Here is a 22,358-nt window from a genome sequence, read left to right as displayed (position 1 = left end):
AAGCGCAAATGGAGATGTTCAATGCCTTGGGAAAAGGATTTTGATGTAGAAGAAGCCGTGGATCTGGCCATGGGAGTGTTCAAGGCCAAGGGTTATAAGGCCACGTCTATCACCGATCTCTCCCACGCCATGAAGCTCAATAAAGGCAGCATCTATAACGCCTATGGCAGTAAAAAGGCGCTGTTCCTTCGGGCGCTGGATAAATATGACCGGGAAAAACGCCGGGCCATGCTGACGAAACTCTCAGCGATGGAAGACCCGCTGGAAGCCATTCGGCTGTTATTCACCGGGCTGGTCGAAGAAAGCATGACTGATCAGACCCAAAGCGGATGCCTGCTCGTCAATACGGCGCTTGACCTTCCCAACCATGACGAAGATGTGCAGAAACTGGTCAAGGAAGCCATGGAAGATTTTGAAAATTTCTTCTTCCATCAGCTTGAAAAAGCGGTGGAGAGCGGCGCACTCCCTAAATCCTTTGATATGAAATCCACGGCGGCGGCGCTGCTCAGCTATATCGTCAGTATCCGTGTTCTGGCGCGGGGCGTTTTTGACCGTGATGGTCTGACAACCCTCAGCAATCAGGCCTTAAAACTCATCACTCCATAAATTTTACAGAAGGGTCTTGAACGATCGGTTTAAACACTTACATGAGTTTATACCGATCGTTACAAACAATGGAACTCTTACATGACTGACTTTAAAAGCCACACAATCGAATCTGCCCCTGAAGCTGCAAAACCTCTGCTGGAAGGCGCAGAAAAGGCTTATGGATTTTTGCCAAACCTGTATCGGAATATGGCCGAAGCCCCAACCATTCTGGAAGCCTACCTGACCCTGTCTGGCATCCTTGATAAATCTAGCCTGACCCCAACAGAACGTCAGGTTGTCCTGATGACAAACAACCGCCTGAACGGCTGCACCTACTGCATGGCCGCACACACAACCATTTCCCAGATGTCCAATGTGCCGGCTGACGTGATCGAAGCGCTTCGTACAGACACGCCGATCAGTGATCCAAAACTGGAAGCCCTGCGCACTTTTGCTGCCATTATCGTGGAAACCCGCGGCTGGCCGACAAACGAACAGGTGGATGCCTTCATCGCCGCCGGTTACAGCCAGCAAACGGTTCTGGAAGTGATCCTCGGCACCGCGCTTAAAGTCCTGTCCAACTACACCAACCATGTGGCCGGCACAGACCTCGACGACGCTTTCAAAGCCAACGCCTGGAGCCCCGAGCTCGCCAAAGCCAGCTAAGCTCCAGCAACAGGACCCGGTAGATTTTCCCTCTGTCTCTCACCGGGTCCTGTATTGTGCGATCGCTGATCTGTAACTATTTACGCAATTATGGACGACGCTTTGTGTGAGTTAGGAAATCAATTGCCAGAATTTTCAAATTTCAAAAGTGGGCGGATTTTATCCCACACTTCTTTATCAATACCGTCTCCCCACACATTGGAGAGCATTCTTGCAAATTTTGGATCTTGTCTTGCTTTATCCGCGACCTGATCGGCGACTTGATTACCGTTGTAAACTAGAAGGTCTTCAGTTGGGCCAGCGCCAAGATTAGCAAGAACCTTTTCACTTTCCGCCTCTGCACAGATTTTCGAAATAAGATCAATTGCTCTATCAGGAGCTTCTTGCGCTACTGTAAAAAGCTCCTCACATGCCCAAAACAAGGGATCATCTTCAGCAGGTTCTCTGCCAGTTTGATGATATCCAATCCACGCATTAATTAGGACTTTCTCTCGATCCCTCTCTAGTATTAGTTTCACAGCAAGCTCATTTGAATCCTCAAACATCTTATCCAAAAACAACTGCCGGATTGTTTCCTTGTTTATTGAATTCACATGGATTGTTCTTGCCTTGTCAGAAAAGATTCTGCTTTCGCTAACTATAGCCTGAAATACTGCCCAAGTAGCCACATTCAATATCTGAAGGTAGCGACGTCTTTCTTCATTTGTCGCAGCCTTAAAAGCCTCCCCAATAACACCTTCAAGATCCGCGTAAATCTCATTGTAAGGCGGCTCATAACTTAAACCTTCCAACTCGATCGCCGCAGGAAACAGGCCCATTGCCGCATCCACGATGCTATCCACATGATAGTTTATTTCCAAAGAGTATAAGTGAAGCTGGAAGTCTTGATCATATTTCATAATCAACTCACGAACTAGTTCTACAATTTCGAAAACCATATCATAAGTTGATTAGGTTTTGCGATATCAGTCTAGTTGGTGTGATCTCGACTGAAATTTAAGATCTAACCCTACTGCAACGCCATTCGGATTTTGCTGGAGAGGTCGGAGCGGGAGAAGGGTTTTTGGAGGAGCATGCTGTGGCGGTCTGCCAGATTGCTGCCGATAAAGGCCTGTTCGGTATAGCCGGACATAAAGAGGGTCGAGATATAAGGGAATTTTTCGGCGACAATGTCGGCAAGTTGCGGCCCGTTCAGGCCACCGGGTAAAATCACATCGGTGAGCAACAGATTTACGGGGCCTTCCTTATCAAGGCTGATCAGCGCGGCGTTGGCGTCTTTCGCCTCCCTCACCTGATAGCCAAGACTGCTGACCAGGGCAACGGTCAGGGTGCGCATGTCAGGATCATCTTCCACAATCAGGATGATCTCATCCCCGGTGACGGCAATGCCTTTTTCAACTTCGGATGAGGGGGCATTTTCCATGGATCTTGGCAGGTAGAGACGCACCGTGGTGCCGCTTCCGGCCTCAGAATAGATGTTTACATGGCCGCCTGATTGTTTGGCGAAACCGTAAATCATGCTAAGGCCAAGCCCAGTGCCTTTGCCCACTTCCTTGGTGGTGAAGAAAGGTTCAAACACCCGCTGCAAGTCGCCTTTGCCGATCCCGCTGCCGGTGTCACTGACGGCGATGACCACATATTCACCGGGGTCCAGTTCCGTCTGGGCGGCGGCATATTCATCATCCAGAACCGCGTTTCGAATTTCAATGGTGAGCTTGCCCCCGTCCTTCATGGCATCCCGCGCGTTAATCGCCAGATTAAGAAGGGCGTTATCCAGTTGCCCGGGATCCACGATACAATTCCACAGATCCTCATCAGTGGCGACGGTAAGATCGATATTCTCCCCCAAGGTACGTTGCAGAATATGGATGGTGCCGCGCACCTGCTCGTCAATGCGGACGCTTTCGGGGCTCAGTTCCTGTTTTCGGGAGAAGGCCAGCAGGTTCTGCGTAAGATCCGCCCCCCGCGCCGAGGCTTTAACGATAGCGTCCAGCATATTTCTTGTTCTGTCGCTTTTAATCTCTTCTGATTCCGACAGAAGCTCCGCATTTCCCTGAATGACACCAAGGATATTGTTGAAATCGTGGCTGACCCCACCGGTGAGCTGGCCCACCGCCTCCATCTTCTGGGCGTGACGCAGCAGGGTTTCACTTTTCAAAAGCTGACGTGTTCTTTGGGTGACCATGGCCTCCATATTGCGCTGATCGACGATCTGGAAGCGCCGAAAACACAGGAACATGGTGATGGCCAGAACAAAGGCGGACACCGTCCTTAAGCCCTGAACGGGGAAGCCGAACAGCTCATAGAACATTTCCTGGTTAAAATGGGAAAAAGGCAAAACAGGCAGTTTCGGTCCGATCAATGTGAAGATGCCGTAAGAGCATATGGCGACCGACGCGATGATAAACACCCTTGAAAGACGCTCAGGAAACTTGATGCGGATCACCTCATCCTCGTCCTCTTTACGCTCTTTTGGGATGATTTTGAGCTTTGTAATCCCCATAGTGTAAAAAGACACCGCCACGAAAAACGCGCCCGGGCCACCGGCCAGCCATCTCGCCGCGAAATCCACATATCTGAACTCCAACGTGCCAGAGAGCGCCGCCACATACATCAGCAGCCATGTCACGGCAATGACAAACCAGACCCATTTTAAAGGCCTGTCACCAAAAATGCGGGTAAGCCAATATCCAGACAATCCTGAAAGCAGCAGAAACAGAAAGGAAACGCCACTTACCAAGCTCGTAAGGGCGGGAGAATAGAGAATTTCCCAGGCGTCAAAACCCCCATTAATCCGGAGCATGATCTGCCATTCATTGAAACCGTGGAGCAGCCCAAAGACACCCAGATAACGCAGCGTGACATTCATACGCACCAGATTACTGGGCATATCCCGCACGAAAAGGACAAGCCCAAGTGTGAAAAAGGACAAGCCATAAACGAAATACAATAACGCCATTAAGAAATCCGGTTGATGCTAGTAACAAATCCAACAATCGAGAGCAGATATCGCATCTGCATTGCTAATATATGAGTATAATTTCATTTTGTTAATTTAGTACTATCGACTGCACCAAAAACACATTCCAGTCACAGCTTAAATTGCCTTCTTCTTATTTGACCGCTATCGTCGCTTTCAGGGACTGGTTTCTTTTTGGGGGGATTATGGAAGAGACAAATATCATCACGCAGGTTTTCCTGCCGCTATCGCTTGCCTTTATCATGTTTTCCATGGGGCTGGAGCTGACCCTTGATGATTTCAAACGTGTCATTGTCCAGCCCAAAGACTTTATCGTAGGCGCCATCAGTCAGGTGGTGGTCCTGCCTCTTGTGGCCTTTGGCATGCTGTCGGTCTGGACCATCGATCCGGTTCTGGCTGTGGGGGTGATGATTATCGCCGCCTGTCCCGGTGGGGTCACGTCCAACCTGATGACCTATCTTGCCCGCGGCGATACCGCCTTATCCGTCTCGCTCACCGCGGTGATCAGTCTGCTCGCGGTCGTCACCCTGCCCTTTATCGTCAGTTTCTCCATCCTGCATTTTATGGATGCGTCCACAGCACCGGAATTGCCCGTTGGCAAAACCATTATCGGGGTCTTCCTGATCACTACGGTTCCGGTGGTCATTGGGATGCTGGTCAAAAAATTTACCGACCGCTTTGCCAAAAGTTTTGAGCCCATCGCCCGAAATATCGCCACAGTACTGTTCGTTGTGATCATCATCGGGGCTGTCGCAAGCGAGCGGGAGAACATCATTGATTACTTCATTCAGGCAGGTCCAGTGACCCTTGCACTTAATATCGTTATGATGGTTTTTGCAGCCTTTCTTGCACGCATTGCAGGCATGGGGATCAAGCAACGGGTTGCCATCACCTTCGAATGTGGGTTGCAGAACGGAACGCTCGCCATTTTTGTCGCCGCCACGCTTATCGGCAATAAAACAATGATGGTACCGGGTGGTATCTATGGTTTGCTTATGTTTGCGACCGCAATTGTCTATCTTTTCATTGCTAAAAAGCAACAGACGTAGGCTTGACGTATTCTCAAATTTGATTAGAAATCAAATCGCAATTTTTGCGAGGATTTACCTGTTGTAAATTATTGGAATGATAATTTGCAATCATATGAAATGTCATTCGGGACCTATCGAGTTTTTGTAGATTAAATGAGTATTAGAACTTACGAAACGCAGGGCGAGGCGGGCACGTCTCAAACCCTCGTATATCAGGTAGGTGACCCTGTTCATGTCCCCCATGAAGCCTTTCTTGCTGACGCGTCCTATTTCAGACGCGGGACGGATCTGATAATCCGGGATGAGCTTAGCACTGAAATTGTAGTTCAGGATTATTTTGGCGAAAGCACCCTCCCCCGAATTGCCAATCAATGGGGCGCTGGTCTGGATGGCAACATTGTCGCAAAACTTGCAGGCCCCGGCCTGGTTGCGCAAAACACTCCTGCGTCAACTGAATCGGGAGTACCCATCGGAACGGTCGAAAGCCTGTCCGGTCAGGCCACAGTTCAACATGCAAATGGCGTCAGTGAGCTGCTGGAAGCGGGCCAAGCCGTTTTTGCGGATGATGTTATTGAGACGGGTCCTGGCGGCATTGTAGGGATTGTTTTTAAGGATCAAACAACTCTTACCGTTGGTACAAATTCCCGTATGGTAATCGATGAATTTGCTTATGATTCTTCCGGCTCTGATGGGTCATTGGGAGTCTCTTTTTTGAAAGGCGCTTTCTCCTTTGTCTCCGGCAAAATTGCGAAAAATGACTACAGTGATGTAAGCCTTAAAGTCCCATACGGTTCCATCGGTATTCGCGGGACAGAATTTGTCGTAGATGTCAGAGGCGATGGCAGCACGACCATTTCTGTGATTGATGGATCCGTTGCCGTGATCCGAGGGGATTCTGAGGTTCTTTTAAACATCGGACAGCTTGTCACCCTTGGGGAAATGGGCTTCTCCCCCGTCACCGACCTTTTGATCGAAGTGATCAAAACCAAATATCCGACTCTGTTTGAAGCTCAGAGACGTACCCTTGAAAAGCGGGATACGACCGAAGAAGAAAGACGCGAACATGAACAGGAGGAGGAAGAACGGTCACTTTCTCCTGATCAAGCTCCCGAAGGAGAACCGGCGCCATTGGACCGGGCTTTTGAAGATGATTTTCTGGATGTCGTCAGTGACGAAGAATTCCTTCCCAATAATCCAGGTGATCTGGATATTGACAAATTCACCGCGATTCTGGACCTGACAGAAGGCCCGTTGACACCCAGAAAGGATAATCCCCATACAGAAAGCCTCCTGCATATCTTAAACGGAACGCCCGGTGATGATTACCTGATGGGAACCAATGGAGATAACATTCTTAACGGATTGGGGGGAGATGATGCCCTTCTCGGCACAGGCGGAAATGACACGCTTTACGGTGGAGGCGGACATGACACCCTTATCGGCGGTACAGGAACAGATCTGTTAATCGGTGGTGTCGGAGACGATGTTTTTAACTATAGCAGCTTTTCCGAAGCCTATGTCCATATGACGGATTCAATCGCCTCCCTCGGTTTAGTGGATCAGATAGATGATTTTGCAAGTGGCACGGACAAAATCAAACTGGATGGGGCAACCTTCACTTTTTCAGGGGTCTATAACCCGGGAACAGACTTTATTGATATTGGGGGGGCTGCCTATGATGGTACCAATGCAGGTGTTATTACAGCAGGCACCATCATCTTTGGAAACAATACAGTTTACTACGAAGATGATTCCTCTTCCCCCGGATATGTGGTGATCGCTGAAACAAGTGACAGCACCGTCGCCGCTACAGACATCATAGTCACCTCCCCGCCTTAAGCAGCGCCTGCAACCGAAATCAAAACAAGACCACCGCACTGCCCCACTGGAAGTCGTTCAGTGAGAACAGTGCTGAGATGCCCTTGAACCAAATCCACTTTTACAGTTTTTAGTTGTCTCTCTTCGCTTAACAGGGTCACGTACCCTTTTGCACGATGAACATTTGACGGCAAGTTTTCACACCATTTATTGAAGTCTGCTTCACTCATTCCCTCTTCAAGGGAGACAAATTCCTGCCGGAAAAGAGGGGAAACACCTGTGTCCATGTCCCCATCAACCCCTCCAGCATCAGGCAAAGCTTCAAAGGCAAGGAAATCAATCAAGGAGGTAAATCGGGGCTTATCAAGGGGCAGAAGGTCCCCTGTATCTGCGCCTCTGTTAAGATAAAAGCCATCGGCCTGATCTGCCTGCTGCTTGAAAAGCCGGCCCACGAATTTGTCCTGTGACAGCGCCTTGGCTTTGCTCAAATTAACAACCGTCAAACAGCGGGCAGGTTTCGTCCTTTTGGCACCCGCCACCAGCATCTTTAACCGTCCAGGCTGTGCAACACCGCTCGCCTCCACGATGATCAGATCATATTCCGCGGGTCCCGCCATCACTTTTTGAACCGCTGCCAGCAAATCATCCCCAATGGAACAACAGGCACAGCCATTTGTCAGGGCAATGGTATCGGCCCCGGTTTCTGCGATCAGCGCGGCATCAAGATTGATTTTTCCAAAATCATTGACCAGCACGCAAGCCCGCCATGGTCCCGGATTTTCGAGGAACTCCTGAATAAGGGTGGTTTTTCCCGCTCCAAGATAGCCGCTTATGATGCAAACCGGTGTCATGAAAACTATCTTTCACACAGAACCGTTTTGCCTTCAAAGACGGTGGCATGAATACGAATGTCTTTGAGGGTGATCGGGTCCACTTCATAAGGATCTTCGTCCAACACAGTGAAATCAGCCGCTTTACCCGACCGGATGGAACCGATCCGGTCTTCCTGCCCCAGAATATAAGCGGCATGAATGGTGATGGCCCGCATGGCATCGTCAACAGAAACCCGCTCTTCCGGTCCAAAAACAACCCCGGATTCTGCGATCCGGTTGACGGCGACCCACGCATTGGTCAATGGCCGCGCAGGGGCCAGCGGAAAATCAGAATGCACAGTAAAGGGCATATCAGCACGGGCAAGACTGCCAAGCCGAGACATCTGACTTGCCCGCTCGTGCCCAATACTGTGCTTCCAATAGGCCTCTCCCAGCTCATGAACATAATATACGTTGGCTGAGACGAGACCGCCCAAGGCCTTGATGCGCCCCACCTGTTCCTCCGTTGACACACCGAAATGTTCGATGGTGAAACGATGGTCAAAGCGGGGGCGTTCAAATTGCAGCTTCTCCAGCACATCGACGGCAAGCTCGACCCCCAAGCTGCCTGTACAATGTACGTGAATGCGGTACCCTTCATTCCAGTAGGCACGGGCCGCTGCCTCAAACTGCTCTGGCGGGGTTAGCCACTCGCCGTGATGCCCATCAATAAAGCCCGGCTCCTGCAACTGCATCAGTTCAGAGAAAAACGCCCCGTCGGTAAAGAGCTTCACATGCTTATCAAAGAACAGCCGGTGGCTTCCACGGTCAGAGAGTTCCTCGATTTTTTGAAGAGCTTCTTTGGGATCTCCGCTCAGCTCCGCTTCAGGAATACCGCGCGGGATCAGTTGAACCCGAAGGGGGGCTTCAGCTTCTTCAATAATATGAGAATAGGCCGCCCATTCCGCTTCGAAATCAAAAATCCCCCACGCCATGTCACCCACAGTGGTGTGACCACCCGCTTGAATGAGGGTTTTCAAGTCTTCAAGGCCCTTCATAAACCAGTCTGGGGAGAACAGATAAGGACGAAGGGCACCCACGGCCACCATGGACCCACTTTCGAAAAAGACGCCGTTCTCTTCATCGATTTGCGGATGGTTTTTCATCACCTCCCGGTCGATCTGCAATAGATTAATCGCCGCATCATTGAGGATCACTTCGTGGCAGGAACGGTGCCAGCTGATAATCGGTGCATCAGATGAGATTTCATTCAGCTCATGTCGGCCGATCTGACCATGCCAGGTGCGATGATATCCATAAAGCACGAAAATCGGCTGGGATTTATCTCTTTCCTCAAATTCCTTCGCCGCCTGATCCAGCCATTCCTGCTTTCCGCGGGTCGCCGGAATTTTTCGGTTACCGCCCAGATCCCACTCAAATGCCGTCACAAAAGCACAAGGCAGAATGATCGCCCCCAATGACGGGTGCAAATGGGGATCAATAAAACCCGGAAACAGGATTTTATCGGAAAACTGCTCATCCACGACGTGATCTTGCCCTTCCAGCCAGGGCTCAAGATCTTCAAACTTACCCGCTTCCAGGATCATGCCGTCACGAACTGCGACGGCATCTGCGACAGGGTTGGATTTGCTCATCGTGTGAATACGGCGGGCTTTAAATACAGTTATTTGAGACATGATAACCTATAGCAAGGAAAGTGAGAGTTCAGGAACGAAGGAGATAATCAACAGCCCAATGATCATCATCAGGATGTACGGAATGACAGCGCGGGTAATGAGACCGAAATTTTCACGAAAAGCCGTCATGGCCACGATCAGGTTGATCCCCACAGGCGGCGTCAAAAGACCGATTTCCAGATTAACGGTCATGATGATCCCCAAGTGCACCGGATCAATGCCGTAGTTCCGACCAAGGGCGAGTAGAATGGGCGCCAAAATCAGGATGGCAGAGACCATATCCATCACACAACCAACAATCAGCAGCAAGATATTTACCGCCAGAAGGAAAGTCACCTTACTGTCAATAAATCCGCCTACCCAATCGGCAAGCATGGCCGGGGCCTGATGGGTCGTCAGCAGAATATTGACGCTGAGTGCAATGGCCAGCACCGGAAAAATTATCCCCATCATGGTGGAGGTGTCAGTCGCAATGAATTTTAGGTCAGAAAGGCCTAACTCACGGTGGACCAACACTTCGATAATGATGGCGTAGGCTAGCGCAACCGCCGCAGATTCCGTAGGGGAGAAATACCCACTGTAGATACCACCCAGCAGAATGACCGGCATCAACATGGACCAGATACCGGAACGGAGCGCGGCCCCTAGCCTTGAGAAAGAAAAGGCCTGCCGTGGCATCTTGATATTACGAAACAGCGCATAAGTGGCGATCAACCCCATCAATAAAAGCCCCGGCAGAATACCAGCCGTGAACAGATCAATGATTGAGGTTTCCGTGGCAATTCCATAGAGGATCATCGGAATGGACGGAGGAATAATAACCCCCAATGTCCCGCTGGACGCCAGCGCCCCTAACGAGAATTTCTTGTCATATCCCTGCTGCAACAAGGCAGGATAAGCAATGGATCCCACAGCGATCAGTGTCACGGCGGAGGAGCCGGAAATAGCCGCAAATACAGCACAGGTCATCACCGTTGCAATGGCGAGGCCACCCGGCAGCGGTGCCGTCAGCGCCGACATGATTTCAATCAGGCGCGCCGCAATGGCCCCGCGCCCCATGACGGCCCCGCAGATCAGGAATAACGGGATGGACAGAAGCACCTCTTTATCGAGGGCAATCCACATATCTTCGATGATGTAGAGAAGCTCCCCTTCCCCCCAGACGATATGGATAAAGGAGCCGACCAGCAGCAGGACAACCACCAGATTGACCCGGATCGCCAGAAGCGTCACGGTCATCAAAAGTAAAATCAGGGCATAAATCATTCGGAGCTGACCTCCTCAGGCCGGAGGCGGGGGAAGAGAGCAAACATGAGATATCGAAGCCCTGTTGAGGCAAAGGCCCATGGCACAATCAGGTGTAAAATCCAGAGGGGGATATCAATAACCATCGCCATATCGCCGTAGCTATGGGCATCCAGAACAAATCGGACGCCAAGCCAGGCGAAGAAGAAAAAGACAGCCGTCATCACCAGATCCCCAAGGCGGGTCACTGCTCGTGCAAACGCAGCCGGTATTAACCCGTCGGCAAAACGCGGACGCAAATGCCGCCCTTGCGCAGCCGCAAGGCCAAGCCCCAGAAACCCTGTGATAATCATGATATAGACGGAAATACGCTGCGCCCCGTAAATGGAGGTCTCCAGCGTTTCACGCAAACTCACATCTACAATTAAAAGGCAGGCAATAACCGTGTACCCAGCCATTGCCAGGGCGGCTTCTACACGAAATAATCCGTGTAGAAACCGGCCCGGACCGGATACAGTGGTCATGCCCCGCAGTTCTTCTTCGCTTTAAGAAGATCAGGCCACAAGGCTTCGGCTCCGCTGCCCAGGCTTTTCACAAATTTCGGCCAGTTTGGTTTAACAGCGTCTTTCCAGGCATTGCGTTGGTCATCACTCAGGTAATGAACCGGACCACCCGCTTTTTGGTATTTGCCCACAAGGGCTTTACCCATCTGGCGAATGGTTCCGCGGGTTTGCTGCAAAGAAGGAAGCCCCTCTTTCACAATTTTGCGATGCTCAGGAGAGAGTTTTTTGAGGGTCTTCTGGCTCATCACTACACCGCCCGCCTGATGCAGGTGATGGGTCATGATCAAATGCGGCGCGACTTTACCCAAACCAAAGGCCACAAAGGAAATCTCGGCAGATTCGCCGGCTTTTACAAGACCCGTTTGAAGGGCGGCTGGTGTCTCCGCATAAGGAAGCTCGGTGCCGTTTGCCCCAACAGATTGCCAGAGTGTCCGGGACATATCATGAGGCGCAATGCGAACCTTATACCCCTTGGCATCGGCAACATTGGACAGATTGTCTTTGGCATAAATATGAACCCAACCGGTCTCTCCCCATTGAAGAAGGTCCACTTTTTTTGCTGAGACAAGATCTGCCAATTTTTTGCCCATCGGGCCGTCATACACACAATCCAGCGTTTCGGTTTTATCAAACAGGAAAGGTGTCGACATCAGGGACACTTCTTTCACAAAAGAGCCGAGCGTGCCGCCGGAGATCGACGCAGCGTCAATACGGCCGCGCTGTACCTGCTTGAAGGTATCAAACTCATTGCCAAGCTGTGCACTTGGATAGATGACAATATCAATCTCGCCATTTGTGGCGGTCTCGACATTTTTCTCCCAGTCTTTCAGCGCCTGAATCCAAGGTGTTCCCTCTGGCGCAATGGAAGCCACTTTAATCTCGGTTTTGGCTTCGGCAACACCGGCTGTGAGGGCCATGGCTGCGATCGTAGCAGTTAGAATCCGCTTCATTTTGTCCTCCCCTTAATTGTTATTTTTATAAACTAGAATTTTTTTTCCAATTTGATATCCTCAAAATATTCTGTATTTGTCAATCAGAATTTTCTTAAAAGGTAGTCATGTGAAAGCGAAAAAAAGCGGTCAGGGATATCAGCCAGCCAAGCAGGAACGGTCCCGAAAATCAGAACAGCGGTTTCTGGACGCAGCCCAAAAACTCTATTTGGAGAAAGGGTTTGCGGCGACCGGTGTTGCTGACATCATCAAGAAATCAAAAGGGTCAACCGGGTCTTTCTACCACCGTTTTTCCGACAAACGGGATGTGTTTGACGTCATGCTGGAACAATTTATTGAATCAGCGAAAGAGCGAACGAAAACCCTCGACCTCTCCCGTGATACCCACGGTGATCTTGAAAGCCTTCTCTTTTTTTATGCCAGAAGCTCCTTTGAACTGACAAATAGCAATCTTGGTTTTTACCGGGCGGCGCAGGAAATAACCGTCCATGATCCCGCAGTTTGGGAACACCTTAAGGAACTGGCCCTTCGGATCGGCGATCTGTTTGTTGAAAATGTCGGGGAGTTCGCCGACGAGATCGCCGTTGAAGATAAAGAAACCGCCATGCGCCAGGCTGTTCAAATTATTATCACCATGACCATACAAACTGCATTGGGGTCAGGCCCCATGCTGCCCGCGGACCCGATAGAAAGGGCAGAGGTGATCGCCCGCGCTGCCAAAGGCGTGTTGATGTTCTGAGGGTACATTTTTTATGGACATGATGTTGATTTGGGCGGCGCTGACCGCTTTAGGTGCTGGAATTTTGCGCGGCACTGTCGGCTTTGGGTCTGCCATGATCCTGGTGCCTGTTTTATCAGCCCTCTATAACCCTCTTCAGGCCGTCACCTATGTGCTGGTGATGGACTGTCTTGTTTCCCTGCCCCTTATTCCGGCGGCGGCGAAACGCGCCTCCTTTCGAAGCATCGCCCTGCTCACCCTTTTTGCCTTGGTGGGGACCATCCCCGGCTTTTATCTTTTGAAATCGCTGGATGAAGAAACGGTAAGGTTCATCGTCTCTTCGGTTGCCGTTCTCTTCTCTCTCATTTTTCTCGCCTCCGGTGTTCTGCATCGGGCTGGCTTTCGTATTTCAGAGTGGCTGAGCGGCTTTCAGTCCGGACTATTTGGCGGACTGGGCGCTCTTACCGGACCACCGGTCGTGCTGCATTTCATGCTGAAAGGGACGGATGCCCACGGTATTCGCGCCAATCTAATCATGTATTTTCTGGTGATCGATGTGGTACTTGCCGCCATCGCGCTCAGCTCTCTGGAACAGATATTAGAGCTCATCCTGCCGCTTTCCGTCATGCTGGGGGCCATTCTGGCAGGTGCCATCATCGGGCAGAAAATTGCGTTTCGGGGGGACATGCCCTGGTACAAGCCGGTGGCGGTAGGTGTCATCACCTTCACCGCCATCTCCAGCCTGTTCTTGCCTGTTTAAATCAGGCCTCCAGCTCTTTCACCATTTCATCGCGCATGACGAACTTTTGTGGTTTGCCGGTCACTGTCATGGGAAGCTCTGATTTGGAGCGCACATAGCGCGGGATTTTATAGTGGGCGATCTGACCCTTGCAGAAGTCCTTGATCTCTTCTTCCGTAATCTCCGCACCAGCCACAGGGACAATCCAGCAGGCCACTTCTTCACCGAACTTATCGCTCGGAACGCCAAAGATCTGGACTTCCTGTACTTTTGGATTGGTATAGAGGAAGTCCTCGATCTCTTTTGGATAGATGTTTTCACCGCCGCGGATGATCATATCTTTCACACGACCTGAAATGCGGCAATAACCATCCTCATCAATGATGCCAAGATCGCCTGTATGCATCCAACCGCCATCGCCGAGTGCATCGGCGGTTTTCTCGTCATCATTCCAGTATCCCTGCATGACGGAATAGCCGCGGGTACAAATCTCACCCTGCTGACCCACAGGCACAATCTCACCCGCTTCATCGACCACTTTCACTTCCACATGGGGATGGATACGGCCAACCGTACTCACACGGCGATCCAGCGTCTCATCCACATGGCTTTGGAAGGACACAGGACTTGTTTCCGTCATACCATAGGCGATGGTCACTTCGGACATATGCATCTCGGCGATCACTTTTTTCATGATCTCGATCGGGCAAAGCGCCCCTGCCATAATGCCGCTTCGAAGGGTATCCAGCTTCATACGCCCAAATTCCGGATGCTCCAGCATGGCCACAAACATGGTCGGCACGCCATAAAGAACTGTCGCCCCTTCTTTGCTGACCGTTTCCAGTGTTTGTAAAGGCTCAAACGCTTCGCCCGGGAAGATCATCGCCGCGCCCTTGGTCACACAGCCAAGGGTCCCCATGACCATACCAAAGCAGTGATATAACGGGACCGGAATGGTTAGACGATCTTCTTCGGTCAGGTTCAGGGTTCGCGTCACAAAATGGGCGTTGTTGACGATGTTGAAGTGGGTCAGCGTTGCGCCTTTTGGCGACCCTGTGGTGCCACTGGTAAACTGGATATTGACCGCATCTTGGGGGTCCAGTGTCGCCGTGATGTTATCCAGCGCTGCCACATCAACCGGCGCGCCCTTTTTGATCACCTCTTCAAAATCAAGGAAACCGCTTTCCGGTGCGCCGCCCGCTTTGATCACGGTTTTAAGATGCGGCAGGCGCGCAGCGTTCAAGCTCCCCGGCTCCGATCCATCAATTTCCGGGGCCAGATCCCGGATCATCTGAACGTAGTTGGAGGTTTTAAATTCATTGGCGATCACCACCGCCTTACATTCCACCTTATTGAGCGCGTATTCCAGCTCTGACAGGCGATAGGCCGGATTAATGGTCACCAAAATCAAACCAATTCGGGCCGTTGCAAATTGGGTCAGCAACCATTCCAGACGGTTTGGTGACCAGATACCAATCCGATCCCCTTTCTGAAGCCCCAGCGCCACAAGCCCTGACGCCAAGGCGTCAATCTCTTCGGCAAATTCACGATAGGTAAGTCGGCGACCAGTTTCGGCAAATACCGCCGCTTCACGGTCTCCGAATTTCGCAACCGTCTCCGCCAACATTTCCGGGATCGTCTGGTTCTTTAAAGGCTCGGAAGTCTCTCCCACCACATGGGATTTCCCCCCAATAGGTGCCAAACTCCCTGCCTCAACCTGCTTAACGTCACTCATCACACACAGCCCCTGATATTTCATTTTTTGCGTGAACGGAGGATACCACAAAATGACGAGGTTGCAGCAGGGGAAATATGGGGTTTGTTCCTGAGGCGACAATCACACTAGATCCGTAAGTCACCTAATTTATTCTGCCAGCAACCCGTTCTGCCTTAACAAGCCCCGGGTAAACTGCTTTGAAGTTTTGAGGGCCTCCATGTAGGAAGCAATACCTTCAAAGCGTTGGCTCACCACAAACACGAGAATATGTCTATCCGCCGGAAAGAAAGACATGATAGAAGCAAGCGTTTCTGTCTCGCCGCCCGAAACAACTGGGCTGTATATCCCAGCGTAGATTGCCTCTTCACTTTCTTCAAAAACACCCATGGGTAATGCTGCATCTTCGGTATCTGGCTTTTCCATTCGTGAAAGGGCGGTGTTAATTCGATCATAGCTATTAGCTTCTTCGTCCACCTCTATTCCTTTGTTAATACGAGGACGTACCTTGTTAAAAAACCAGCCATTCGAAGCACCTTCAGGCAGCTTTCGATAGGTGGAGCCATCAGTAGTGGAGACCGCCAAGGCAACCAAAATAAAATTCGCCTCCTCCGAGCCTGTACGCATTTCTTTTAAGCTTTCGCAATCCATTAAGCCATAGCGGAAAACGGTTTTTCTCCCATTGCCATTTAAATTAGCCTCATCCCAAATAACTTTGTCTTTTGGGTTGTTTGCTGGGTCCAGTAGGCAATATCCTTCTGGTAAAGTGTAGGAAATAGTTTGCTCATCAAGCTGTAACGTAAAGCCATCCGCTATTGCCGTATTGGCAAATACGAACAAGCTGATGACACCAACCACATACGTGATCAAATTTCTAACCAGGATCATTTGGGCCCCCCTCACAATCTAATGAGGCTTCAGAATGAATTTAGCTCAACCACATCTACAACCAGCGCATTCGCTTGGCTTAACAGCTTAACGTATGACTCTTTTCCCTCAAGTGGCCCATAACTGCTAACAGTGATAAGGTTTTGATTCACAGGAACATAAGCGAAAACTGAAGCGATATTATGTAATCGCCCTTGAGCATGTGCTGAGACCAACAGGCCAATGTAGAGAGCATTTTCATTCTCTTTTAGAACACCCAAATTCTGAATTTTTTGTATATCAACAGCATTTCCATCAGTCTCCATGTTCTTGGAAAGGGCTGCATTAAGGCGATCAGAAATTGCACTCTCATCAACCTCAGAAAGGCTTTGATCCACATTGCGTTTTATGGTCTGAAACAATTCTGACTTATCCATTCCAAGAGGTAATTTCACCACGTCAGCGCCATTTGGGGTTGGGGCCATTAACATTGAATAGACAAAATCGTGTGATTTCAGAAAGGAACGTGCTTTCTCTAAATGTTCACACAAATACAAAACTTGTAGAACCCTATTAACACCATTCTGTGCATCTTCCATGTTTTTCAAGAGCATCTTGTCATATGGTTGATTGTTGGGATCCAGAAGGCAAAACCCATCTGGCAGGGAGTATCTAATTGTTTCCCCTTCCAGTTGAACGCTTTGTTCGCTCGCTTGCGGAGATGTTGCCAATCCAAACAGACATGCAAACGCGATAAGGAAACGTGACCCCCAAATTCTCATACCAATAACCCCTCACTTCTATTTTTACATACGTTCGCATACGACGTTGTAACAGTACAGTGAATTTCTATCTTGAGGTGATTATAAGGGTAATTTCTTACAGTTATTTGGCGTTTTCTTCAGCGCCGGTTTCAGTGAGGGCATAGACACCGCGGCTCACCCGCTCAAACCATCCGTAATGGTTTTTCTGTAAGATCGACGCGGCGTTGTCTGCGCCGCTCTGCTCCCGTATGTCTTTGACTTTCATGGGACCGCTTTTAAGCAGGTCTGCACAGCGCATGGCATCCTGACGGTAAGCGGTGACAATGGTTTTTCGGGTACTGCCGCCCGTATTGGGATCCCCTTTGCGGCGATTAAATTCGGCCACAAGACGGGTTTCTTTGCGTTTGTTTTTACGCGGGGTGTAAGGGGCTGGGTCCAGAAGGACCGTAACATTGTCTTTATCCACCGACACCAGCATCAGACCAAGTCCCAATTTTCGGCAAAGTTTCTGGATATCTCGCTGTTTTGATCGCCAGTTCTTTCGTTTTTGCGGTGTATTGGGTGCAGGCACGGCAAGATACACATCATCGGTAAGGTTTTGACGATCTACCCCTTGCAGGACTAAATCCAATGAGAAGGTGGTTTTAAGCTCCACCACCACAGTGGGCTCCCCCTCTTTTCGGGCGACAACGTCACAGCCTTTCACCTCAGCCTTGACCTCATAACCAAGGGAGGTCAGAAACCCTTTTACCAGTGGATATAGATCTGTCTCCTGAATAACCTTTATCCCGCCTAATATCTAAAAACAAATCCACTACCGGATTGATAATTGCAAACACCCTTTTGATGCTGCTGATCGGATAGCCATATTCCATCACCATAGGGGGTGAAATCTTCATTCAACTTGATACTACAATATCCTTCACGTCCTGCTTTAAGCTTAAAAGTACCAACAGGAGCACCACTTTCAAACGTGCCTGCGAGTTTTCCCCAGCGCTTGGTTATCACCTGGCCTTCACCATGAATTTTACCGTCAACGAAGGATCCTTTCAGGAAAAGCCCTGAAGGCATCATATACGCACCCTTACCATGTGGTTTTCCACTTCGAAACTCTCCCTCGTAACGGCTCTTGGATTTCTTAAAAAGAATTCGGCCTTTGCCATCATTTTCGCTCCCACTAAAGGTTCCCGTAATTTCTATCAGGGCACTCTCGAACAAGCCTTTGCCATGTGGCTGGTTTTTCACAATATGGCCGTGATAAACCCGTCCACTGGAATAGATGATGCTCCCCTCACCTGTGACCTGATGCCCCTTTACCGGCCCAAAAATCACACGTCCATCATTCAACGTCAACTTGCCCGTTTTGGCTGGCTTGTTATCTTGGAAAAGGATCTCAGCTTCCGTGTTAAAGACCGGGTCATTAAATTTGATCCGCACGTCACCCTGAAACCCCAGCTCATCATATACGCCCCGGTAAATATCTCCGTTTGCCAGTGTTTTGACGGATATTTTCTCGGGCTTCCCATTTTTGTAAGTACGCTCAAGGATAACTCCATTGGGAAACGTGGTCTTAAACGGGCCGTGGAGCTTTCTATCTTTATATTTCGCCATTTCGACGATTTGGTCCCCACGCTTATCAATGGTTACTTGATAAGAATGTCCATCCATAAATCCTTTTACAAACTTCCCCTTATAAGAATGTTTCTCTAAAAAAGGATGATCCGATCTCGGGTGCCAAAAAGTCGCTGTACCCACACCATGTGCCAACCCATTTACGCACTTGCCGTCCCAATTGACCTTTTCTCGGCTTTTATGATCGTGCCAGTGGTAAATCTCACATCCCGGCTTATTTGAAACCGGCATCTTAACCAATTCTGTTGCATAAGCACCTGATACAAAAAATAGACTGAGCACAGCCCCCCATGCGCAACGCATCCAATGACCCCTCATTGATTTGTAATTTTTTATGCCGACTAGCCGACAGTGCGTGGAAAACTAGGACAAAATACTTATCAAAATGTTGATATGATCCAATTAGTCCAAAGTTAAGAGCTGAAACTGAAATCACAGAAGGCGGGCCAGCCATCGGCCGCTGTCTACTTCTGTGTAGATCAATTTCAGGATCAGGTCGGTCATCGCCTCCATCAGATGAGTAGAGGGGCGCTCCTTCAAACTGCCAAAATACAGACGCCGCGTTGGGGTAGGGGAGATCAATTTTCTAGAATGCAGCTCCCCTTTTTCAAGATCTTCTGCCACAAACACTTGCGGTGCCAATGTACATCCAAGTCCCGCTTTTAGCCCCGTCATAATCCCATTTATTGAGTTAAGTTGTAGCGGTACTCGCGCCTCCAATTTATTCAATAGGCCCGGACGATCCACCACGGCGCGGGTGGAAATCCCTTGGCGAAGAAGGAGAACGGGCAGGTTTGCCAGTTCATCAAAGGTGATCGGCGCGTCCGTATCGCCAATGATCTCCTTTTTGCCCACACACATCACTTCTTCCTGCAACAGCGCGCGCATGGTGATCCTCTCATCACTTTGCGGGTTGTAGAAAAGGGACAGATCTACCTCGGACGACAGCAAGTTTGAAAAAGTCTGCCCAGACAGGCTTTCAACGATGGACAACCGGACACGCGGATATTCCTTCAACACCGATTGCATCAGCGGCAGTCCAATGGCCCGCATTACCGAATGGGGAAGCCCAATGGCAATGTCCCCGCTTACCTCTTCACTTTCGTTGAGCACATCCTGTTCCGCGGCCTGAACGGCCCGCAAGATGGATTTCACATGTTCATATAATTTGATACCAGCGGCTGTTGGCTCCACCCCGCGCTGCTTTCGCACGAAAAGAGCAACCCCAAGTTCTTCTTCCAGATTGGTCAGATGATGGCTCACGGCGGATTGGGCGAGGTTCAGCTGCGCCGCCGCGTGGGAAAGGTTTTTAAGTTCAAATATCGCCTGAAAACAGGCCATCTGACGAAGATTCATTTATGGTATCTGGTTTTTAGAACGCAATTTTCAAAAGATTATATTTTTAAGATAGCTGAACTGGCAATACCCTTCTTTGCAATAAAAATGAAACAGTAACTGGTGTGTGATGACTGCGACGCTTCCGCTTGACGGCATTCGTGTAATTGAAATGAGCCATATGGTGATGGGCCCGGCCTGCGGGATGATCCTTGTCCAATTGGGCGCGGAGGTCATCAAGGTGGAGCCGCCAACCGGCGATAAAACACGGGATCTGCGCGGCATGGGGACGTCTTTCTTTCCGCTTTTCAATCGCGGCAAGAAAAGCGTCACGCTGGATCTAAAAGACGAAAATGACCTCAAGACACTCCACAAGCTGATCGGAACAGCGGATGTCTTTTTGGAAAATTTCCGCGATCAGACACTTGAAAAACAGGGCCTGGATGCGTCCAGTCTGCAAAAATCCAACCCCAATCTGATTATTGCAGGTCATAAGGGCTTCCTGTCCGGCCCTTATGAAGCCCGCCCCGCTTTGGATGAAGTGGTGCAGATGATGTCCGGTCTTGCCATGATGACCGGGTCCAAGGACAAACCCCTTCGTGTTGGCTCCTCCGCCAATGACATTATGGGCGGAATGTTTGGGGTCATCAGCATTATCGCCGCCCTGTGGGAGCGCGAAAAGACCGGCAAGGGCAAAAATATCCGCATCGGGCTATTTGAAAATGCCCTGTTCATGGTTGCGCAGCATATGGTGCAGTTTGACTTAACGGGTGTTCCCTCCACTCCTATGCCGGAGCGGACCCACGCCTGGCCGGTCTATGATATTTTCGACACCAGCGACGGTGAAAAGGTCTTTATCGGAGTAGTCACCGAAGGCCATTGGAACATCTTCTGTAAGAGCTTTGACCTGCCGGAATTGATGGAAAACGAGGATCTTAAGACCGCCACAGATCGCATTGAAGCCAGAAGCTGGACCATCCCGCTGATCCGCGAAAAACTGGCCCCGTTCACAGCCACAGAATTGCTTGAAAAACTGGAAGCCTTGGCGCTGCCTTTTGCCCGTATCAATGCGCCAGAAGATCTGTTTGACGATCCTCATGTGCTGCGCCCCGGTGGTCTGGTCACCTCCCGTCATCCTGACGGTGGAACTTTCCGCTCCCCCGTCTTGCCAATTGAATTGGATGGGCAGCATCTGGGGGAAGACCTTGATGTTCCTCTATTAGGTGCCGATAATGACGAGATTCTGGGCGAACTTGACAAGGTGGGGAACTCCGCATGACGCAGGTTTCAGACATCTATCCATCCGGCAAAGTGATTTTGCGCGAAGTAGGTCTTCGCGATGGATTGCAGATGGTCAAACAACATCCGACCACTGAAGATAAAAAAGCCTGGATCCAACGTGAATTTGATGCGGGGGTTCGCTGTTTTGAACTTGGATCCTTCCTGCCTGCACAGAAATTCCCTCAATTTGCTGACATTCAGGAACTAATCGACTTGGTCGGCACGCTGGATGGCGCACATGGATCAGCCCTCGCGCTCAACCGCCGCGGCGCAGAAGCCGCCGTTCAAAGCGGTGTCGCAGAAATCACGGCTGTCCTGTCGGCCAGTGAAGCCCACAGCAAAGCCAATATCAACCGAACCCGCGATCAGGCTGTGGGCGAGATTGAATTTCTGGTGGATCTGGCAAAATCAGCAGACCACAAACCACTTGTTTCTGTTGGAATTGCCATGGCATTTGGCTGTTCAATCAGTGGCGACGTGGACCCGGAAACGGTCCTCGATCTGGCGGCCCGCGCCTTCAATGCCGGGGTGGATGTGATCAGTTTGGCCGACACCGTTGGATATGCAGGCCCAAGCGAAGTGGCAACCCTTTGCCGGGCTTTCACCAAAGCCTTCCCAAATCGGGTCTTTGGTATTCACCTTCACGACACACGGGGTCTCGGCCTTGCCAATGCGTTGGCGGCTATTCAGAACGGGGCGACCATTATTGACGGGGCAACAGCTGGCCTTGGTGGCTGCCCCTTTGCACCAAACGCCACCGGAAATATTGTTTTTGAGGACCTTGTTTTCCTTTGCCAGAAAGAAGGCATCGAGACAGGCATTGAAATTAACGGACTTCTGAAGGTGCGCGATGTCGTTCAGAACTCCATGCCTCAAGAGGCACTTTACGGTTCCATCGCGAAAGCAGGATTACCCCGACCAACAGGTTTGGACGGGCAATAAAAACTCTATAGGGAGA

The 22,358-nt window shown here is 50.2% G+C and carries 21 protein-coding genes; 8 read left to right on the top strand and 13 right to left on the bottom strand.

Annotation, left to right across the window (positions count from 1 at the left end):
- Positions 1-21: 21 nt before the first annotated feature.
- Entirely contained in the window at positions 22-606 is a 585-nt protein-coding gene (locus GUA87_RS04850; RefSeq protein WP_193715374.1) for a TetR/AcrR family transcriptional regulator, read from the top strand.
- Between the two features lie 81 nt (positions 607-687).
- Entirely contained in the window at positions 688-1,254 is a 567-nt protein-coding gene (locus GUA87_RS04845; protein ID WP_193715373.1) for a carboxymuconolactone decarboxylase family protein, read from the top strand.
- A 119-nt stretch (positions 1,255-1,373) separates the two neighbouring features.
- Here GUA87_RS04845 and GUA87_RS04840 read toward each other — a convergent pair whose 3' ends face one another.
- On the bottom strand, positions 1,374-2,084 hold the full coding sequence (locus tag GUA87_RS04840) for a DUF6869 domain-containing protein (RefSeq protein ID WP_193715372.1): 711 nt from the start codon (positions 2,082-2,084) through the stop codon (positions 1,374-1,376).
- A gap of 179 nt (positions 2,085-2,263) precedes the next feature.
- Positions 2,264-4,213 (bottom strand): ATP-binding protein, encoded by a 1,950-nt coding sequence (locus tag GUA87_RS04835; RefSeq protein WP_193715371.1) that lies wholly within the window; start codon positions 4,211-4,213, stop codon positions 2,264-2,266.
- Positions 4,214-4,356: 143 nt separating this feature from the next.
- Here GUA87_RS04835 and GUA87_RS04830 point away from each other — a divergent pair, with 143 nt between their 5' ends.
- Both GUA87_RS04830 and GUA87_RS04825 read left to right on the top strand, forming a co-directional pair.
- A complete protein-coding gene (locus tag GUA87_RS04830; protein ID WP_321575871.1) occupies positions 4,357-5,283 on the top strand; it encodes a bile acid:sodium symporter family protein in 927 nt (308 codons plus the stop codon).
- A 135-nt stretch (positions 5,284-5,418) separates the two neighbouring features.
- Positions 5,419-7,104 carry a FecR domain-containing protein gene (locus GUA87_RS04825; protein WP_193715369.1) on the top strand — a complete coding sequence of 562 codons (1,686 nt, stop codon included), beginning with the start codon at positions 5,419-5,421 and terminating at the stop codon, positions 7,102-7,104.
- Here GUA87_RS04825 and GUA87_RS04820 read toward each other — a convergent pair.
- Genes GUA87_RS04820 through GUA87_RS04800 form a run of 5 tightly spaced genes read right to left on the bottom strand, consistent with a single transcriptional unit; the run spans position 7,101 to position 12,350 of the window.
- Positions 7,101-7,934: a GTP-binding protein gene (locus GUA87_RS04820; RefSeq protein ID WP_193715368.1), complete on the bottom strand. Its 834-nt coding sequence runs from the start codon at positions 7,932-7,934 to the stop codon at positions 7,101-7,103. The genes GUA87_RS04825 and GUA87_RS04820 overlap by 4 nt on opposite strands.
- A gap of 5 nt (positions 7,935-7,939) precedes the next feature.
- Positions 7,940-9,592, bottom strand: coding sequence for an amidohydrolase (locus tag GUA87_RS04815; protein ID WP_193715367.1), 1,653 nt, complete (start codon positions 9,590-9,592; stop codon positions 7,940-7,942).
- A 6-nt stretch (positions 9,593-9,598) separates the two neighbouring features.
- Entirely contained in the window at positions 9,599-10,858 is a 1,260-nt protein-coding gene (locus GUA87_RS04810; protein WP_193715366.1) for a TRAP transporter large permease, read from the bottom strand.
- Positions 10,855-11,361 (bottom strand): TRAP transporter small permease, encoded by a 507-nt coding sequence (locus GUA87_RS04805; RefSeq protein ID WP_193715365.1) that lies wholly within the window; start codon positions 11,359-11,361, stop codon positions 10,855-10,857. Before GUA87_RS04805 ends, GUA87_RS04810 begins: the two co-directional genes overlap by 4 nt.
- Entirely contained in the window at positions 11,358-12,350 is a 993-nt protein-coding gene (locus tag GUA87_RS04800) for a TRAP transporter substrate-binding protein (RefSeq protein ID WP_193715364.1), read from the bottom strand. The genes GUA87_RS04805 and GUA87_RS04800 overlap by 4 nt, the downstream gene beginning before the upstream one ends.
- Before the next feature lie 109 nt (positions 12,351-12,459).
- On the opposite strand from GUA87_RS04800, the gene GUA87_RS04795 reads away from it, so the two are divergent.
- Complete coding sequence (locus GUA87_RS04795; RefSeq protein ID WP_193715363.1) at positions 12,460-13,089, top strand: TetR/AcrR family transcriptional regulator; 630 nt, start codon at positions 12,460-12,462, stop codon at positions 13,087-13,089.
- Positions 13,090-13,102: 13 nt separating this feature from the next.
- Positions 13,103-13,828: a sulfite exporter TauE/SafE family protein gene (locus GUA87_RS04790; RefSeq protein WP_193715362.1), complete on the top strand. Its 726-nt coding sequence runs from the start codon at positions 13,103-13,105 to the stop codon at positions 13,826-13,828.
- A gap of 1 nt (position 13,829) precedes the next feature.
- Here GUA87_RS04790 and GUA87_RS04785 read toward each other — a convergent pair whose 3' ends face one another.
- The 6 genes from GUA87_RS04785 to GUA87_RS04760 form a co-directional block, all read right to left on the bottom strand.
- Positions 13,830-15,542 carry an AMP-binding protein gene (locus tag GUA87_RS04785; RefSeq protein WP_193715361.1) on the bottom strand — a complete coding sequence of 571 codons (1,713 nt, stop codon included), beginning with the start codon at positions 15,540-15,542 and terminating at the stop codon, positions 13,830-13,832.
- Positions 15,543-15,671: 129 nt separating this feature from the next.
- Positions 15,672-16,409, bottom strand: a complete 738-nt coding sequence (locus GUA87_RS04780) for a hypothetical protein (RefSeq protein ID WP_193715360.1) — start codon at positions 16,407-16,409, stop codon at positions 15,672-15,674.
- A 29-nt stretch (positions 16,410-16,438) separates the two neighbouring features.
- Entirely contained in the window at positions 16,439-17,170 is a 732-nt protein-coding gene (locus tag GUA87_RS04775; RefSeq protein ID WP_193715359.1) for a hypothetical protein, read from the bottom strand.
- 103 nt (positions 17,171-17,273) lie between these two features.
- Positions 17,274-17,858, bottom strand: coding sequence for a DUF2161 domain-containing phosphodiesterase (locus GUA87_RS18165; RefSeq protein ID WP_321575870.1), 585 nt, complete (start codon positions 17,856-17,858; stop codon positions 17,274-17,276).
- Between the two features lie 86 nt (positions 17,859-17,944).
- The gene (locus GUA87_RS04765) at positions 17,945-19,066 is read right to left on the bottom strand and encodes a hypothetical protein (RefSeq protein WP_193715358.1); all 1,122 of its coding nucleotides are present in this window, start codon (positions 19,064-19,066) and stop codon (positions 17,945-17,947) included.
- A gap of 150 nt (positions 19,067-19,216) precedes the next feature.
- The gene (locus tag GUA87_RS04760; RefSeq protein WP_193715357.1) at positions 19,217-20,140 is read right to left on the bottom strand and encodes a LysR family transcriptional regulator; all 924 of its coding nucleotides are present in this window, start codon (positions 20,138-20,140) and stop codon (positions 19,217-19,219) included.
- Positions 20,141-20,249: 109 nt separating this feature from the next.
- On the opposite strand from GUA87_RS04760, the gene GUA87_RS04755 reads away from it, so the two are divergent.
- Positions 20,250-21,398, top strand: a complete 1,149-nt coding sequence (locus GUA87_RS04755; RefSeq protein WP_193715356.1) for a CaiB/BaiF CoA transferase family protein — start codon at positions 20,250-20,252, stop codon at positions 21,396-21,398.
- Positions 21,395-22,342 carry a hydroxymethylglutaryl-CoA lyase gene (locus tag GUA87_RS04750; protein WP_193715355.1) on the top strand — a complete coding sequence of 316 codons (948 nt, stop codon included), beginning with the start codon at positions 21,395-21,397 and terminating at the stop codon, positions 22,340-22,342. Before GUA87_RS04755 ends, GUA87_RS04750 begins: the two co-directional genes overlap by 4 nt.
- Positions 22,343-22,358 lie beyond the last annotated feature (16 nt).

Source organism: Sneathiella sp. P13V-1, assembly GCF_015143595.1.
Taxonomy (GTDB): Bacteria; Pseudomonadota; Alphaproteobacteria; order Sneathiellales; family Sneathiellaceae; genus Sneathiella.
Note: the sequence above shows the minus strand (reverse complement) of the source record. Positions and strands in the feature narration are given on the sequence as shown.